This window comes from Campylobacter sp. RM16188 (assembly GCF_012978795.1).
Lineage (GTDB): Bacteria > Campylobacterota > Campylobacteria > Campylobacterales > Campylobacteraceae > Campylobacter_A > Campylobacter_A canis.
Window position 1 is genome coordinate 76,001 of the sequence record NZ_LIWQ01000006.1, and the last position, 17,326, is coordinate 93,326.

Sequence of the window (17,326 nt, forward strand, 5' to 3'; positions counted from 1 at the left end):
ATTTTTTTAAAAGGAAAGACATGGATTATCGCATAGAAAAAGACACTATGGGCGAAATTCAGGTGCCAAACGATAAGTATTGGGGCGCTCAAACCGAAAGAAGTTTTGAGAATTTTAAAATAGGCGAAGAGAAGATGCCAAAAGAGGTCATCAAAGGCTTTGCGTATCTTAAAAAAGCTTGCGCCATAGTCAATCACAAGCTAAACAGGCTTGATGAGGCAAAAACCAAAGCCATATCACAAGCCTGCGATGAGATTATAGACGGCAAACTGTGCGGAAATTTCCCTCTTGTAGTCTGGCAGACAGGTTCTGGCACGCAGTCAAACATGAACCTAAATGAAGTTATCGCAAACAGAGCCACTGAAATTTTGGGAGAGGACTTTAGAGTAAAAAAACTCGTTCATCCAAATGATGACGTAAACAAGGGTCAAAGCTCAAACGACACGTATCCGACTGCGATGAGAATAGCCTTTGTGATAGAGCTTCAAAAGCAGCTTTTGCCCGCTATTAGTAAGCTTAAAAAGACTTTAGAGAGCAAGAGCGAGAAATTTAAAGATATAGTCAAAATAGGGCGCACGCACCTTCAAGACGCTACTCCGCTAACCCTTGGACAAGAGCTTAGCGGATATGTCGAGATGCTAAGAAAAGCGCAACTTCAAGTAAATGACTCGATGAAATATCTTTGCGAGCTTGCTATCGGCGGAACCGCCGTAGGGACGGGATTAAATTCGCACCCTGAGTTTTCAAATTTAGTAAGCGAAGAGTTAAATAATCTAACTAAAAGCGAGTTTAAATTTATCTCTCATCCGAATAAATTTCACGGTCTTACAAGCCATGACGGCGAGGTGTTTTTAAGCGGTGCGCTTGACGGACTAGCTGCAAATTTGATGAAAATTGCAAACGACATAAGATGGCTTGCAAGCGGTCCAAGATGCGGTATAGGCGAAATTTTTATCCCTGAAAACGAGCCCGGAAGCTCCATAATGCCGGGCAAAGTAAATCCGACGCAGTGCGAAGCGATGACGATGGTATCGGTTCAGGTCATGGCAAATCACTTTGCGGTTACCCTTAGCGCCTCTCAAGGAAATTTCGAGCTAAACGTGTTTAAACCGGTGCTTACTTATAACTTGCTTCAATCAATCAGACTTTTAAGCGATGCGATGATAAGCTTTAACGATCACTGCGCTGTGGGGATTGAACCGAATTTAAAAGTGATAGACGGCTACTTGCACGGCTCGCTTATGCTAGTAACTGCGCTAAATCCCTATATAGGATATGAAAATGCGGCTAAAATAGCTAAAACCGCTCATCAAAACGGCACCACGCTAAAAGAAGAGGCTGTAAATTTAGGAATTTTAACAGCTGAAGAATTTGACAAATACGTTCGTCCAGAAGAGATGACCTATCCTAAAAAATAGACTTAATTTTACCTCGCTTAATGTTTTGGCGAGGTAAAATTTAAAAACCTCTAAAATTTCGCCTTAAATTTCCGATTTATTTGCTAGATTAAGGACTTGATATGAATATAAATTTAAATTTAAGCGGATTTAACTTCTATGCTTCTAAGGGATATCAGAATTTGGATAAAGCAAAACAGCTTTCAAATGAAATTTCAACCTCGTCAAACGAGAGTAGCGACGAAATGATAAAAAAGCTAAAAGAGATCTTAAAAGAGCTTCAAAAGCAGCTTGAGGAGATAAATGCCAAGATTAAAGAGCTGAGTAAAAACGAAAATCCCTATGCAAAAGAGATGCTAAAGAGCTTAAGCGTCCAAAGCGCTACTATAAACGGTAAAATTTTACAGATAAACTCTCAAATTTTAAAGATTATGCAGCAAAATTTAGGTTAAATTTAAAAAGGATACAGGATTCTTAAGATTAGTTTAAATTTTAATCTAAATTTTATTAATTATCGCTCTTATTCATTGTATTTGCCTGCTAAATCCATGATGACTTCAAACAAAAGCTAAAATTACAATATCGGCTTGTAAAATAACCTAAAATTTAGGAGAATTTGATAATGAATTGCACTTATAAAGACTATATGCACCATGAACCCATAGAAAGACACTCATTTGGTCATGGTGATCACTCTCACGGTCACTCCCATAATCACTCTCATAAAACGACAAATAAAAAAGCATTGAAGCTAGGCATTATAATTACCGCTGTTGCCATGGCGGTGCAGTTCATATACTCCATACTTACAAATTCTTTAGCGCTTCTAAGCGATACCTTGCATATGTTTTCTCATGTGTTTGCGCTATCTTTGAGCTATTTTGCCATCTGGCTTAGTGAGCAAGAAGGAGCCAAAGAAAGGACGTTTGGCTTCCATAGGGCTGAAATTTTAGCCGCTTTTGTGAATTCTATTACGACTGCGATTTTTGTCGTGTTTATCTTATATGAGGCGATTTATAAGCTAATTAGACCCGAGCCCATAGATGCTAAAACGCTCATAGTCATAGCCGTTCTTGGGCTTTTGGTAAATGCTATAACGGGCTATATTTTACTAAAAGCCGATATGGAAAATATAAACATAAAATCATCCTTTTTGCATATGATGAGCGATCTGCTAAGCTCCGTAGGCGTAGTTATAGGAGGTATTATCGTTTATTTTACGGGCGCTTACTGGATAGATAGCCTGCTTGCTTTGGTTATAGCTTTTATGATAGCAAAGTGGTCTTATTCTCTTATAAAAGCTAGCTTAAATATATTGCTTGAAACCTCGCCTGTTAAGATTGACGAGGTTAAAAATTTGATTGAAAGCCATAAAAAAGTGCTTCAAGCTCATGATATCCATATAGTTGAAATCACGCACAATATGTATGTTTTAACCTCTCATATCGTTATAAGTAGCGACGACGCTCTTAAATTCGGTCGGATATCAAATGAGCTTTCTTGCGAACTCTTACACGAATTTAACATAGGACACTCGACGTTTCAGCCCGAATATAGCGATACCGTCTGGAAAAAACTCAAAAATACTAATGGCTCTAAAATTTTCGGATAAAAATTATCTTAATTTGTAAAATTTAAATTATCTTTTTTATTTTAGAAAAATTACTATTTTATTACTGCGTTAATACGTTATTGATAAAATCGGCTTGCAAAATATGTTTTTAAATATCTTATAAAAACTGAAAATAAAGCCCATTCTGAATATAATATAAATTATTTATTAAATTTTTTATTTAATTTTTTTAATAAATGTTAAATAAGAAAAATAGTAGTAATATTATGGGATTGCATATGTAATATTATTTTTATATTTTAGGTAATACTTACGCTCTGTAATCACCAAATTTATAACTGTTAATCAAAATTTAAGCTTTTACAAACCATAATTTAATATATGCAAATATGGCAGATTTACTAAATATCTAACTTAAAAGGAGAGAGTATGAGAGAGGATGTCCTAGCTAGGATAAACGAACGTCTTAATCTTTTGGCTAAGATGCCAAGAGTAAAGAATGATAGCTCTATCAGCGAGGCTTTAAGGGCAAAAGGCTTTACTCGTCGTGATTTTATGAAGTGGGCGGGTGCGATGACTGCTTTTATGGCGCTTCCTGCATCTATGACGCCTATCGTCGCAAAGGCTGCGGAGTTAAGCGATCGCTTGCCTGTAATTTGGCTTCATATGGCTGAATGTACGGGCTGTTCTGAAAGCTTACTAAGAACGGATACTCCTACGATTGATAGTTTGATATTTGACTATATCTCACTTGAATATCACGAGACTATCATGGCTGCTTCAGGCTGGCAGGCTGAGGAGAATTTAGAGCATGCTATAGAAAAGTATAAAGGAAAGTATATTCTTTTAGTAGAAGGTGGTATCCCTATGGGCGCTACCGAAGGATATCTTACCGTAGGACCTCTTGGCTATACGGGATATTATCATGCAAAACACGCTAGTGAAAATGCTGCGGCGATCTTTGCTATCGGAACCTGTTCTAGCTTTGGCGGAGTTCAAGCTGCTAAGCCAAATCCTTCAAATTCTCAAGCTTTAAGTAAGGCTACAAGCAAACCCGTTATAAACGTCCCTGGCTGTCCTCCAAGTGAGAAAAATATCGTTGGAAACGTGCTTCATTATATTTTATTTGGGACTATTCCTTCGCTTGATGTGTTTAATCGTCCAAAATGGGCTTATGGGCTTAGAATTCACGATCTTTGTGAAAGACGCGGACGCTTTGATGCTGGCGAGTTTGTTCAAAGATTTGGCGATGAAGGCGCAAAAGACGGATACTGCTTATATAAGGTCGGCTGTAAGGGTCCATATACGTTTAACAACTGCTCACGCGAGAGATTTAATCAGCACACAAGTTGGCCGGTTCAAGCAGGTCACGGCTGCATAGGTTGTAGTGAGCCTGATTTCTGGGATACGATGGGACCGTTTGAAGAGCCTATGGGCGATAGACTTTACAATACCGTTTTGGGACTTGGCGCCGATAACGTAAGCGATAAGATCGGTATAGGAGTTTTGGCTCTTGCAGGTATTGGTATGGCAGCGCACGCAGCTATCGCTACTTTTGCAAAAGATAAAGATGAGAAAAAGGCGTAACAATGAGCGAACAAAGAATAGTAATAGATCCTGTAACGAGGATTGAAGGACACCTTCGTGTAGAGGTTGTTGTAGATGAAAATAATGTAGTTAAAGAGGCTTATTCGGGCTCTACCTTATGGAGAGGAATAGAGCAGGTAGTAAAGGGTCGCGATCCTAGAGATGCGGGATTTTTCACTCAAAGAATTTGCGGAGTTTGCACATATTCTCACTATAGAGCAGGCATTGTTGCCGTTGAAAAGGCTCTTGGTATAGTTCCTCCGCTTAATGCAGAGCTTACTAGAACGCTTATGAACGCAGCTCTTTATCTTCACGACCACGTTGTGCATTTTTACCAACTCCACGGACTTGACTGGGTTGATATCGTCTCCGCGCTTGAAGCAGATCCGAGAAAAGCTAGCGAAGAGGCGTTTAAGTACTGCGAAACTCCGTATGCTACGGGAGCCGATAAACTAAAAGAGGTTAAAGAAAAAGTCGCGGCATTTGCAAAAAAAGGAAATTTAGGACCATTTGCAAACGCTTACTGGGGACATAGCACATACCGCTTCACTCCTGAGCAAAATTTGATAGTACTTTCACACTATTTAGAATGCTTAAGTATGCAAAGAACCATAGCTCAAATGATGGCTATATTTGGCTCTAAAAACCCGCATCCGCAAAGCTTAACAGTAGGTGGCGTAACCTGCGTTATGGATCTTTTAAGCCCGTCAAGACTTGGTGAATACCTAACCAAATTTAAAGAGACGGTTGATTTTGTAAATCGCGCTTACTATCCTGATATCTTAATGGCAGCTAAAGCCTACGGAAACGAGCCAAGTGTATTAAATGACGTTGGAGTGGCGAATTTCTTATCTTATGATGAATTTTTAGTCGGCAGAAATGATAATATATTCCAAAGCGGTATAGTTCTAAACGGTGATTTAAGCAAGGTTTATGAAGTAGACGATATGAAAATAACCGAAGAAGCTACTCGCGCTTGGTATAAGGATGATAAACCGCTTCATCCGTATGACGGAAAAACAGATCCTAACTATACGGGGCTGGTTGATATGAAGACTCTTGACGGGCATGGCAAGATGGTTGATACTAAAGTATTTGACGCTAAGGGTAAATATAGTTGGATAAAGGCTCCAAGATATGAGGGCAAGCCTATGCAAGTAGGTCCTATCGCAAGTATCGTGGTTAATTATGCAAGAGGAAACAAAAGAGTAGTGCCTATCGTGGATAAATTCTTGCAAGAGACAGGACTTCCGATAAACGCTATATTCTCAACACTAGGAAGAACGGCTACTCGTATGCTTGAGGCAAAAGTAGTTGCCGATCACGGCTTAACGGCGTTTAATAACTTGATTGAAAATTTAAAAACGGATCAAGAAACTTGCGCTAAATACGTAATAGACAATAAAAAAGAGTATAAAGGCTACTTTGCGGGCAATGCTCCAAGAGGCGCTTTATCTCATTGGTGCAGAATTAAAGACGGCGTTATAACAAACTGGCAAGCGGTAGTTCCTTCGACTTGGAATGCTTCTCCAAAGGATGCAAACGGCATTCGCGGATCATACGAAGAGTGTATAATCGGACTAAAGATAGCCGACTTAACTCAGCCGCTTGAAATTATTCGTAAAATTCACTCTTACGATCCATGTATCGCTTGTGCGGTTCACGTTATGGATACTAAGGGAAATAAGATTAGCGAATACAAAATAAATCCAAATTTGTAAGGAGGATTTATGTCACATCATAAACCCGATCGCATCAGCGAATACGAATTTTCGATAGGTCTTAGGCTTACGCATTGGATTAGATTTGTAGCGATTGCATTTCTAGTTGTAAGCGGGTTTTATATATCTTATGTGTTTATAGCTCCTGAGGTTACTAACGAGCCTACGATATTTTTAAATGCAAAATGGCGCGCGGCTCATCAAGTGGCGGGATTTATACTCATCGCGGTTACGATATTTAAGCTTTATCTTTTCTTTTTTGATAAGCTTAGCAGAAAAGAGCTTGCAAGTATTTATGATTTCTTTAGTCCAAAAGTTTGGATAGCGCAGATCAAATACTACATATTTTTAGGACCGCATCCGCACCTAAGAGGCGTGTATAACCCGCTTCAGTTTGCGTCATATCTGTTCTTTTATCTTGTGCTTTTTGTGATCTGCCTAACAGGAATGGTGCTATATGTGCATGTTTATCACGAAGGGCTTGGCGGGCTATTTTATGAGCCGATGAGATATTTTGAAGAGCTTATGGGCGGACTGGCGAATGTTAGAACGATTCACCGCGTAGCGATGTGGATCATAATGATATTTGTTCCGGTTCATATCTATATGGCCGTATTTAATGCGGTCAAAGGTAAAAACGGCGCTATGGATGCCGTTGTAAGCGGATATAAATTCGTCAAAGAAGAGCACTGATATATGAAGGTGCTTGTCCTTGGCATCGGTAATGTAATGTTCTCCGACGAAGGTGTCGGAGTTCATTTTACCGAAATGATAAAAAGAAACTACAATTTTACTCACGAAACCAACTCTTTAGAATTTCTTGACGGCGGCACCTTGGCGATAGCTTTAACTCCGATCATAGCGGAATTTGACTATCTTATAGTGGTTGATTGCATAAGCGCTGATGAATCAAGCGTAGGAGATGTCTATTTTTTCGACTACGAAGCGATGCCAAATCAAATTTCATGGGATGGCTCGGCGCATGAGGTTGAGATGCTTCAGACTCTTCAGCTTATGGATCTAGCCGGAGATATGCCAAAGACTAAAATTTTGGGCGTTGTTCCAAAGCGAATAGAGCCTATGAGTTTTGAACTCTCAAGTGAAATTCAAGCTAGCACCAAAGTCATGGAAAAAACACTGCTAAAACACCTTGAAGAGCTTGGATTTAGCTATGAAAAAATCTCAAATTTAAATATAATAGACCTCGCAAACGAATACAAAAACAAAGGCATCTGATGATACTAGTTTATGAATTTGAGTATGCAAACTCAAATGAAAATTTGGCGTTTTTTCTAAATTTTTATGCTAAAAAAAGCGGATTTTCTTACGGCATAGAACAAGAAGGTTTATATACAAGGCTTTATTTAGAAGGCGAGCAAGAAGAGCTTTTAAAATTTTCTGATGAAATTTCAACTCTCATACCACACTTTATATTTTTATCAAATTCTCGTGTTTTTGTAAGCGATGAGTTAAAAGGCGAGCAAAAAGAGTTTAAAAACACTCTTTCAAACATCACTCCAAAGATGATACAAGGTTTTCATGAAGGCAAAATTTTAGCTTGTGAAAACGAAATTTTTAGTGATGTTAAGCTATTTAAAGATGATAAATTTGAAGCGGTTTCAAAAGAAAATTTTAAAGAGATTTTGGATTTTGCGATTTTAAGTTTTAAAAAAGGAGAGAGTTTAAAATTTAAAGATTTGGAGGGAAATTTTGAAATTTTAAACTTCGGCGAGTTAAGCAGTAATTTTGATATCCTAATGCCGACTAAGCTTAAAAATTTGCCAAAAATTTTTATATCCGATCAAAATTCGCAAATCGCTCTTGCAAGCTACGAAAAGCCTGTTGTGGAGCTTAAGACAAGCACTCTTTACAGGCAAAACCACCCGAATGCACCGCATTTTTTTGATGTGAAAGCTCCTAGGGACATATTTATCTACGCGCTTTGCGAAAGACTTTTTGAAGAGGGTGTAAATTTCGTCGCACTTAAATGCGATAAAGAGCTTTTTAAAGCTACAGTTTTAGAAAACGAATACATATTTTCAAATGCTCAAATTTATTACAAAAATGGCTTTAGCGACTTCATAGAGGTTTCAAAAGATAAAAATTTAGCCAATTTCTATCTAAGTGCGGATGAATTGGGCTTGAAAGATGAAAATAAACTTAGAGTTTTTTTAAGCAAATTTGAAGATGACGAGTTTAAAATTTATACTAAAAATAACGATTTTGAAGTGCTAAATTTACAAATTCCAAGCAGTTTTGAAGAGATTTTTGAAATGATATCAAAAGAGGAGGGCGGAGATAGGCTTGTGTCAAATTTTAGCGCAAATTTTCCTCTTGCAAGCGGAGATATAAATGCCACAAATAGCTTTTTTTCATTATTTTGTATAGTCGGTAAAATTTTTGGTTTTGATAACGATTTTAAAAAATCGGGCGTTAAACTGCTTCAAAATGCGATGGATTTTAACGGACCTAAGGGTCCAAGGCTTGATTTTAAAATGGCTTCAAAAACCGGCTTTGACATCGTTAAATTTGTAAGAAGTGGCATGAGCTTTCGCCTAGCCGGAGTTGATGATAAGATTTTAAGCTTTGGTTATCTTGAGTCGTTTGCACATTTTATAGCCGATTTTTGCGATGTTTTAAGAGAGGATTTTGAGTTTAAGCACATTGTTTTGCAAGGCTCTTTGTTTGAGTGTAAGACTCTTTCGAATTTGATGACAAAGCACTTAAGAGTAGGCGTTAGCGCAAAATTTAGCAAAGGACTTTCGCTTGAAGAGATGCGTAAAGTATGAAATTTCAGGTCTTGTTCAGGGGGTCGGATTTCGTCCTTTTGTCTATAATTTAGCTCTTAAATTCGCTCTTTTCGGCGAAGTATATAATGATGACGAAGGCGTTAAATTAACCCTTTATGGCGAAGATGAGGCGTTAGCCAAATTTGATAAAGCATTGATAGACGAGCTTCCAAGCCTAGCTAGAATCGATGAGATTTTAAAATTTGAGCTTAGCGATGTTAAATTCCATGAGTTTAAGATAATTCCTTCAAAATCCGCGAAAAAACATGCACCTATCTTGCCTGACTTTGCACTTTGTGTTGATTGCGAGCGAGAATTTTATGATGTCACGAATCCTCGCTATCACTATCCTTTTATAAACTGCACCAACTGCGGACCCAGATTTTCTATCATCAGATCACTTCCGTATGATCGCATAAATACGACTATGGATAAGTTTAAGATGTGCGAATTTTGTGGGAACGAATACAAAGACCCAACTAACAGAAGGTATCACGCTCAGCCGATATCTTGCCCAAACTGCGGTCCAAGACTAATTCTAAAAGATAAATTTGGAAAAATAGTAACAATAGGAAACGAAAGTGTAAAAATAGCAGCAAGGCTTATAAATGAGGGTAAAATTTTAGCCGTTAAAGGGCTTGGTGGCTTTCATTTGGTGTGTGACGCTACAAACGAAGAGGCCGTAAGTGAGCTAAGAGCTAGAAAACACCGCCCTAAAAAGCCTTTTGCTATCATGTGTAAAAATTTGCAAAATGCTAAAAAACACGCATACATAATCCCTGCCGAAGAGCAAATTTTAACTTCAAATTTAAAGCCCATAGTAGTTCTTAAAAGAAAATTTGAATCAAATTTATCAACTCAAATAGCGCCAAATCTTAATAAAATAGGTATATTTTTGCCATACACGGGTGCTCATCTTTTGCTATTTGAATACCTAAAAAACGATATTGTGGCGACTTCCGCAAATATTTCAGGTGAGCCTATAATTTATAATGAAGCCAGCTTGCTTGAAAAAATGAGCGACGTGATTGATTATTATCTTGATAATGACCGAGAAATTTGCTCTCCAAGCGATGATAGTATAGTTTTTGTTGCGGATGATGAGCCTGTTTTTTTACGAACCAGCAGAGGAGTAAATCCTAAATTTTTGCATACTAATTTTAAAGATAAACGCACTATTTTAGCCGTGGGAGCGGAGTTAAAAAACCAGTTTGCTATATACAAAGATGGCGAAGTGATGATAAGCCCTTATATAGGAGATCTTAAAAATATAGCGACTTATGAGAGGTTTTGCTCTTTAATTGAGCTTTTTGTCCAGGTTTATGAGCTTAAATTTGACGAGATAATAGCCGACTTGCATCCTCATTTTTTAAATTTAAAATGGGCAAAAGAGTATGTGGCTAAAAACACGGCGAAAGTAACTCAAATTCAGCACCATTATGCTCATTTGCTATCGGTTATCTTTGAGCATAGTCTTGATATAGATAAAAAATATCTCGGTTTTTGTTTTGACGGGACCGGGTATGGAAGTAACGATACGATATGGGGTGGGGAGATTTTACTCATCAATGGCAAACAATATGATAGGATTTTTCATTTTGATGAGTTTTTATTGCTTGGCGGAGAGAGTAGTATTAAAAACATATATAAGATAGCTTACTCGATAATATTAAAATATCACTTGGAGGAAACTGCCGATAAATTTTTAAGCAAATTTGACCCTCGTGAGTTAAAAAATTTAAAAACAATGCACGATAAGAAAATAAACTCTGTTGTCACAAGCTCGCTAGGAAGGATATTTGATGCGTTTGGTAGCATTATACTAGGACTTGATACTGTAAGTTACGAAGGCGAAGCCGGAATGGAGATAGAGGCGCTTTATGATGAAAATTTAGATGTAAGCTACAAATTTGAAATAGTGCAAAACAAGATAGAATTTAAAGACGCTTTCGCGCAAGCCTTAAAAGATGATAAAGTTATAGCCGCTACAGGCTTTATAAACGGACTTTGTGAAGTGGTTGCTAAAATAGCCATGTCAAAAAGATATGATGCTCTACTTTCAGGTGGGGTCTTTCAAAATAGAGTTTTCTTAAAAAAAATAATTAATATTTTTAAAGATAATAACATAAATTATTATTTCAATAAGAACTTGCCTACCAACGATTCTTCCGTATCTATCGGGCAATTAACGTTTGCATTAATATAAATATAAGATTTATATCATATAATATTAATATAAATTCACTTAAAGGAGTTACTATGGATGAAATTATAAGATTCAGCGTTTCTTTGCCGAAACAACTGCTAGATGAACTTGACAAAAAAGTAAGCTCGCAAGGCTATGCGTCCAGAAGTGAATTTACTCGAGATTTGATAAGAGAAAAGATCATTAGCGACAGTTGGAAAAACGCAGATGAAGAGCTTATAGGAGTTCTTACTCTGATATACACTCATCATCAAAACGACCTTGTAGTGAAAATGATGAATATAGAGCATGATGCAGAAATTCATATCACCTGTACGACTCATGTTCATATAGATCATCATAACTGCCTTGAAACGCTAGTATTGCGTGGCAAAGCGGCTTGCATAGAGAAATTTTGCGAAAAGATAGCAGGTCTTAAAGGGGTTAAATTCGCAAAGCTTACCAAAGCCGCCGTTCCTCAATCCTAACTTAAAAACAGGCGAATCAAGCTACAAAATTCGCCTGTTTAAACTCCTATTTTGATATTTTTATTTTATTTCATATTTAGTAACTTAATGATAAAATCGAATATTTATTGAAAATTTATTACTTTTAAAGGCTAAATATTGAGTAGTTTTTCTTTTCGAAAATTTGTAAATCACGAAGCAAGTTCTGGCGTATTATTGATGTTTGCGGCAGTCCTTGCTATCATCTTTCAAAATGGATTTTTAAGCGATTTTTATAACTCTTTTTTGCGTATAAATATGGGATTTTCATTTGGTGAATTTGAGCTTAAAAAGCCTCTTATACTCTGGGTAAACGACGGTCTTATGTCGATATTTTTCTTTCTTTTGGGGCTTGAGCTTAAGCGCGAGATAGTAGAAGGCGAGCTAAGAAATATATCTCAAGTTATCCTGCCCGTAGTAGGAGCCGTAGGCGGTATCATCGTGCCCGCGCTTATATTTTACTCGCTAAATTACAATGACGCTTTTGCCGTTAAGGGTTGGGCGATACCAACGGCTACGGATGTTGCATTTGCGCTTGGCATTATTATGATTTTAGGCACTAGAGTGCCTGCAAGTCTTAAAATTTTCTTAGTTACGCTTGCGATTATCGATGACGTTTGCGCCATTTTGATAATTGCTATTTTTTACAGCGGCGATCTTTCGATAATTTCTTTTGCTGTTTCTGCAGTGGCTATCCTTGGGCTTTTTGCTCTGAATTTCTTTAAGGTAAATAGACAAGCCGTATATCTTATTTTGGGCATTATACTTTGGGTCAGTGTTCTTAAATCAGGCGTTCATGCTACGCTTGCGGGAGTTATCGCTGCATTTTTTATACCGATTAAGCCCGATACCAGCGGCAAATCCATGCTAAAAGATATCGAGCATAACCTGCACGGCTACATAGCGTTTTTTGTTTTGCCGGTTTTTGCCTTTGTAAATGCCGGAATTTCTCTTAAAGGAATAGGCGTAGAGCAACTTCTTCATCCCGCTTCAATGGGCGTTATTTTGGGTCTTTTTATCGGTAAGCAGCTTGGTGTTTTTGGATTTTGTATGATAGCTATCAAGCTTGGATTTGCAAGATTGCCTAAGTATTCAACCGTGCTTCAGTTTTATGGACTTAGCGTGCTTACGGGCATCGGCTTTACGATGAGTTTGTTTATAAATTCGCTTTCTTATAACGATACTTACCAATTTGCTTATGCCGATAAGCTTGCCATCCTTATAGCTTCTTTTATTTCCGGGCTTGTTGGATATATCATACTTTATTTTGCGGGACGAAATAGAAAAACGGTAAAAGAAAAGAAGATATGAATATACTAAATAAAAATTTCCTTGCCAACGAACTTGTAAAGTGGCAAGAAACTGGACTTGTGGATCGTTTAACCGCACAGCGCATAGCTCAAAGTTATGGAATTGATTTGCAAAACATAAGCGATAAAAATAGCCTTGTTTTAAAGCTTGTGGCGTATCTGTTCTTTGCGCTTTCTCTCATAACTCTCGTGGGCGCTAATTGGGAAGAGATACCGCGTATAGCTAGGCTTACTATAGTAGTAAGTGTTACGGCTTTTGTAAATTTAGGCGCATTTTATACGCTTAAAAAAGGCAATGAATCTCAAAGCACGGCTCTTTTTTTCTTAGGAAATTTTTGTTATGGTGCGGCTATCGCGCTTATAGCTCAAATTTATCATCTTGGAGAGCATATGCCAAATGGCATTCTTCTTTGGGCTATCGGCGCATTTGCGATCGCGCTTTCTTCTGAAAAATCGATAATAACGGCTCAAGCGCTTATCATTGCGCTAATTTGGTTTGTTTTAGAGCTTGAGCTTAAAACGCTATCGCACGGCATAGTTATATTTTTTGCTTTATCTATATTTTCACTTTTAAAAGAAGAGTCAAGACTGCTTACTTCGGCACTTTTTGTAGGGATTTTTATCTACTTGGTTTCAGATATTACCAACTATTACGGAGGAAGTGAATTTTGGCTGATAACTAGCAACAACCTCATCTTGCTATCCCTTGGCTATCTGCTTCTTTGTTTAGGAATTTCTTTTGCTTTGGAGCATTTTAATCACTTTTTAACGGCAGAGTATTTAAGAAAAGCTTCTATATCAATAGGACTATTCACGCTGCTTTTTGCCATGACTACAGATAGCATTAGGTATTACAGTTATGAACCTCAAATGAATGATGTCTTTGTATTTTACAAGGGTTTTTACGGCACCATGTATCTTGCTTTTGTCTGCGGTGCACTTGCTTTATCTTTTGTATTTAGGCGATTTTATACGGCAGGACTTTGCGTAGCGATGCTTATCTTGCCGCTTGTTATCGGATATGCGTTTGAGTATACCGATGCGGTTTATTCGTTTTTAAGCGTATTGGCGGGCGTGGTTCTTATCAAACAAGATTACGTCAAGCTTGGACTGTTTGCTATTTTTGCGGTGGCTATCGTTAGATATATCGATCTGATAGGCGATTACATAGGCGCTAGTTTGTTATTTTTAGCCTTTGCGGTTACCGTGCTTGTTGTTTCAAGAAAAAAGAGGGCAAAATGAAATTTAAGCTTATTTTTTTAGCCATAACTTTTCAAATTTTAGCTCTTTTTGGTATGCTTGGCTATGCTTACGCTCCGATTTATTTTGGAAAAGAGATTAAAGTAGATGTTAGCTTATATGATCCAAGGGATTTATTGCGTGGAAATTACGTAAGTTTAAATTACGATTTTTCAAGACTTCAAGATGATTTACAAAGTGAAAATTTAAAAGGAAATAAAATTTTTGCTATCTTAAAAGAAGATAAAGACGGCATTTATAAATTTGAAAAACATAGCTTTAAAAAGCCCGAAAGCGGAGTGTTTTTAGCAGGCAGGATACCATCTTATAGAAATTCGGCTATCTTTGGGGTTGAGGCGTTTTTCTTGCCTGTTAAAAAAGCTCTTGATATGGAAAGAGATATCACTCAAAACGGCGCATTTGCGATTATAAGCGTTATGGATAACGGCAAAGCAAGAGTTAAGGATATAGTTTTAAAGCCAAGTATAGAGCTTGATTTAAATGACGGCGCAGACGAAAGAAATTCTGAACCGAATTTATAACCAGAATATAATAAAATTAAAAAACAAAGGAAATAAAATGTGTAAAGATTGCGGATGTTCGCTTAGCGGACACACTCATGCCCATACTCATGCTGACGGTACGAGTCATTCTCACTCGCATGATCACGCTAAAGATCACGGTCATGGCTCAAATCATGAGCATAGCCACGCACACGAGCATATGCATACTCATTCAGACGGCACTACTCATGCTCATTCTCACGATCATGAAGGCGAACACGGACACGGATCAAGCCATGAACATCACCACGAGCATGCCCATCCTGCGCTAAACGACAGCAAAACAGTCGAGGTAATTACGAAAATTTTATCTCAAAACGATAAAGAAGCTGCGCATAACAGAGCTCATCTTGACGAGCATGGAATTTTGTGTGTAAATTTGATGAGCAGTCCCGGAGCCGGTAAAACCACCTTGCTTGAAGCGACTATAAAAAGCAGTAAATTTAAGATAGGTGTAGTCGAAGGCGATCTTGAAACAAACCAAGATGCCGATCGTATCATAGCTGCAGGAGCAAAAGCTCATCAGATAACCACCGGACAATCCTGTCACTTGGATGCCTTTATGGTGCATGAAGGGCTTCATCACTTGCCGTTAAATGAGCTTGATCTGGTCTTTGTAGAAAACGTTGGAAATTTGGTTTGCCCTGCAAGCTATGATGTGGGATCGCACTTTAACGTCGTGCTTCTTTCGGTTCCTGAAGGAAGCGATAAAGTATCAAAATATCCCGTTATGTTTCGCTCGGCGGATCTTGTGATCATAACCAAAACTTCGCTTTTACCACACTTTGACTTTGACGTTAAAAAAGTGATAACAGAAGCTAGAAAGCTAAATCCAAAGGTCGATATCATTGAGCTTGACTCAAAAACGGGCGAGGGTGTAGAGAAGTGGCTTAAATATCTTGAGCTTAAAAAGGAGCTTAGATAATGTGCCTGTCTATCCCTTCAAAAGTGCTTGAAGTAGATGAAAATAACGTCGCTTTGGTTGAGACCTTAGGCGTGCAAAGACGCGTTAGCCTTGATCTCATCGGTGAGCCCGTGGAAGCCGGCGAATATGTGCTTATCCATGTTGGATACGCAATGGAAAAAATCGACACCAAATACGCGCTAGAAAGCCTTGAAATTTACCGCCAGATAGCAGCCGATATGGCTTCAGGCGAGATAGACGAGGAAGAGGGCGATATGGGACTAAGCGATATGCGAGATAAAATTTGAACCTTATAAATGAATTTAGAGATAAAAATCTCATCTTAGCGCTTTCGAATTTGATTAAAAAAGAGAGCGTTAAGCCGCTAAATATAATGGAAATTTGCGGTGGACACACTCATGGTATCATGAAATTCGGGCTTTCTCAGCTTGTGGGCGAGCATATAAATTTCATCCACGGTCCGGGCTGTCCCGTTTGCGTCATGCCAAAAAGTCGCATAGATGAGGCTATAAAGCTTGCATCGCGCTCTGACGTGATACTTTGCACGCTTGCGGATATGCTTAGAGTGCCAGGCTCTAATACCAGCCTACAAAAGCTTCGCAGCGAAGGAAGCGATATAAGAGCGCTTTATTCTCCGCTTGATTGCATTAAAATAGCTACGCAAAACCCTGATAAAAACGTGATATTTTTTGCTATCGGATTTGAAACCACTACGCCTATGAGTGCAAATTTGGTTCAAAAAACAGTTGAGCTTGATATAAAAAACCTGTTTTTTCATATCAACCACATTACAGTTCCTGCGCCTGTTAAAGCCATACTTGAAGATAAAGACGTAAGAATTGACGCATTTTTAGGACCAAGTCATGTAAGCGTTATCACGGGCTGGGGGATTTATGAAGAGATAGCAAGCGTGTATAAAAAGCCCATTGCCGTTAGCGGATTTGAGCCGCTTGATATCATGGATAGCATACTGAATTTGGTTCGTCAGCAAAATAAAAGCACGCATGAAATTTACAACGAATACGCTCGCGTAGTAAGTAAAGATGGAAATTTAAAGGCAAAAGAGCTTATAAATCGCTATTTTGAGCCTTGCGATTTTGAGTGGAGAGGGCTTGGCAATATCGCAAATAGCGGTATGAAGCTAAGAGATGAGTTTAGCTATCTTGACGCTAGAGTTAAATTTGACTGCTTTGTTGAGAGCAAAAAAGAGAGCAAAGCCTGTATATGCCCTGAAATTTTGCGCGGCCGAGCTAAGCCGTTTGAGTGTAAAATTTTCGGCAAGGCTTGCACCCCAAAAAGTCCGGTAGGATCGTGTATGGTTTCAAGCGAAGGAGCTTGCGCGGCGTATTATAAATACGGCGGCATAACGGCTTAAAAAGCCTGCGATTTAAAAGCTTTTGCGTTAAATTTATAGAATTTAGGCTTAAATACACGCAAACTGCAATATCTGACGCATATCATAAATTTGCGTTTAGATTGATTTGCAAATTAATTTATCAAGCGAAAAGATTTGCGTGTGATATTAAACTTA

General features: G+C 38.1%; 16 protein-coding genes. All 16 read left to right on the forward strand.

The features are described 5' to 3' along the window. The first annotated feature begins 20 nt into the window (after window positions 1-20). The 16 genes from fumC (at window position 21) to hypD (ending at window position 17,170) form a co-directional block, all read left to right on the forward strand. Window positions 21-1,418, forward strand: coding sequence for a class II fumarate hydratase (gene fumC, locus CDOM16188_RS04680; protein ID WP_172199610.1), 1,398 nt, complete (start codon window positions 21-23; stop codon window positions 1,416-1,418). A gap of 101 nt (window positions 1,419-1,519) precedes the next feature. Next, window positions 1,520-1,849 (forward strand): hypothetical protein, encoded by a 330-nt coding sequence (locus CDOM16188_RS04685; RefSeq protein WP_172199613.1) that lies wholly within the window; start codon window positions 1,520-1,522, stop codon window positions 1,847-1,849. A gap of 170 nt (window positions 1,850-2,019) precedes the next feature. Then, window positions 2,020-3,009 carry a cation diffusion facilitator family transporter gene (locus tag CDOM16188_RS04690; protein ID WP_172199616.1) on the forward strand — a complete coding sequence of 330 codons (990 nt, stop codon included), beginning with the start codon at window positions 2,020-2,022 and terminating at the stop codon, window positions 3,007-3,009. A 390-nt stretch (window positions 3,010-3,399) separates the two neighbouring features. Beyond that, entirely contained in the window at window positions 3,400-4,557 is a 1,158-nt protein-coding gene (locus CDOM16188_RS04695; protein ID WP_172199619.1) for a hydrogenase small subunit, read from the forward strand. 2 nt (window positions 4,558-4,559) lie between these two features. After that, window positions 4,560-6,278, forward strand: coding sequence for a nickel-dependent hydrogenase large subunit (locus CDOM16188_RS04700; protein ID WP_172199622.1), 1,719 nt, complete (start codon window positions 4,560-4,562; stop codon window positions 6,276-6,278). Between the two features lie 9 nt (window positions 6,279-6,287). Further along, window positions 6,288-6,971, forward strand: a complete 684-nt coding sequence (gene cybH, locus CDOM16188_RS04705; protein ID WP_169940953.1) for a Ni/Fe-hydrogenase, b-type cytochrome subunit — start codon at window positions 6,288-6,290, stop codon at window positions 6,969-6,971. 3 nt (window positions 6,972-6,974) lie between these two features. Beyond that, a complete protein-coding gene (locus CDOM16188_RS04710) occupies window positions 6,975-7,514 on the forward strand; it encodes a HyaD/HybD family hydrogenase maturation endopeptidase (RefSeq protein ID WP_172199625.1) in 540 nt (179 codons plus the stop codon). Next, window positions 7,514-9,067, forward strand: a complete 1,554-nt coding sequence (locus tag CDOM16188_RS04715) for a hypothetical protein (protein ID WP_172199628.1) — start codon at window positions 7,514-7,516, stop codon at window positions 9,065-9,067. Before CDOM16188_RS04710 ends, CDOM16188_RS04715 begins: the two co-directional genes overlap by 1 nt. Beyond that, complete coding sequence (gene hypF, locus CDOM16188_RS04720; protein ID WP_172199631.1) at window positions 9,045-11,273, forward strand: carbamoyltransferase HypF; 2,229 nt, start codon at window positions 9,045-9,047, stop codon at window positions 11,271-11,273. Before CDOM16188_RS04715 ends, hypF begins: the two co-directional genes overlap by 23 nt. Window positions 11,274-11,326: 53 nt before the next feature. Next, on the forward strand, window positions 11,327-11,740 hold the full coding sequence (nikR, locus tag CDOM16188_RS04725) for a nickel-responsive transcriptional regulator NikR (protein ID WP_169940945.1): 414 nt from the start codon (window positions 11,327-11,329) through the stop codon (window positions 11,738-11,740). A gap of 138 nt (window positions 11,741-11,878) precedes the next feature. Further along, window positions 11,879-13,069 (forward strand): Na+/H+ antiporter NhaA, encoded by a 1,191-nt coding sequence (gene nhaA / locus CDOM16188_RS04730; RefSeq protein WP_172199634.1) that lies wholly within the window; start codon window positions 11,879-11,881, stop codon window positions 13,067-13,069. Further along, entirely contained in the window at window positions 13,066-14,310 is a 1,245-nt protein-coding gene (locus tag CDOM16188_RS04735; protein WP_172199637.1) for a DUF2157 domain-containing protein, read from the forward strand. The genes nhaA and CDOM16188_RS04735 overlap by 4 nt, the downstream gene beginning before the upstream one ends. Further along, window positions 14,307-14,849 (forward strand): GDYXXLXY domain-containing protein, encoded by a 543-nt coding sequence (locus tag CDOM16188_RS04740; protein WP_172199640.1) that lies wholly within the window; start codon window positions 14,307-14,309, stop codon window positions 14,847-14,849. The genes CDOM16188_RS04735 and CDOM16188_RS04740 overlap by 4 nt, the downstream gene beginning before the upstream one ends. 37 nt (window positions 14,850-14,886) lie before the next feature. Beyond that, window positions 14,887-15,795: a hydrogenase nickel incorporation protein HypB gene (gene hypB, locus CDOM16188_RS04745; RefSeq protein ID WP_172199643.1), complete on the forward strand. Its 909-nt coding sequence runs from the start codon at window positions 14,887-14,889 to the stop codon at window positions 15,793-15,795. Continuing rightward, on the forward strand, window positions 15,795-16,082 hold the full coding sequence (locus CDOM16188_RS04750; protein ID WP_172199646.1) for a HypC/HybG/HupF family hydrogenase formation chaperone: 288 nt from the start codon (window positions 15,795-15,797) through the stop codon (window positions 16,080-16,082). Before hypB ends, CDOM16188_RS04750 begins: the two co-directional genes overlap by 1 nt. After that, on the forward strand, window positions 16,079-17,170 hold the full coding sequence (gene hypD / locus CDOM16188_RS04755; protein ID WP_172199649.1) for a hydrogenase formation protein HypD: 1,092 nt from the start codon (window positions 16,079-16,081) through the stop codon (window positions 17,168-17,170). The genes CDOM16188_RS04750 and hypD overlap by 4 nt, the downstream gene beginning before the upstream one ends. The last annotated feature ends 156 nt before the right edge of the window (window positions 17,171-17,326 follow it).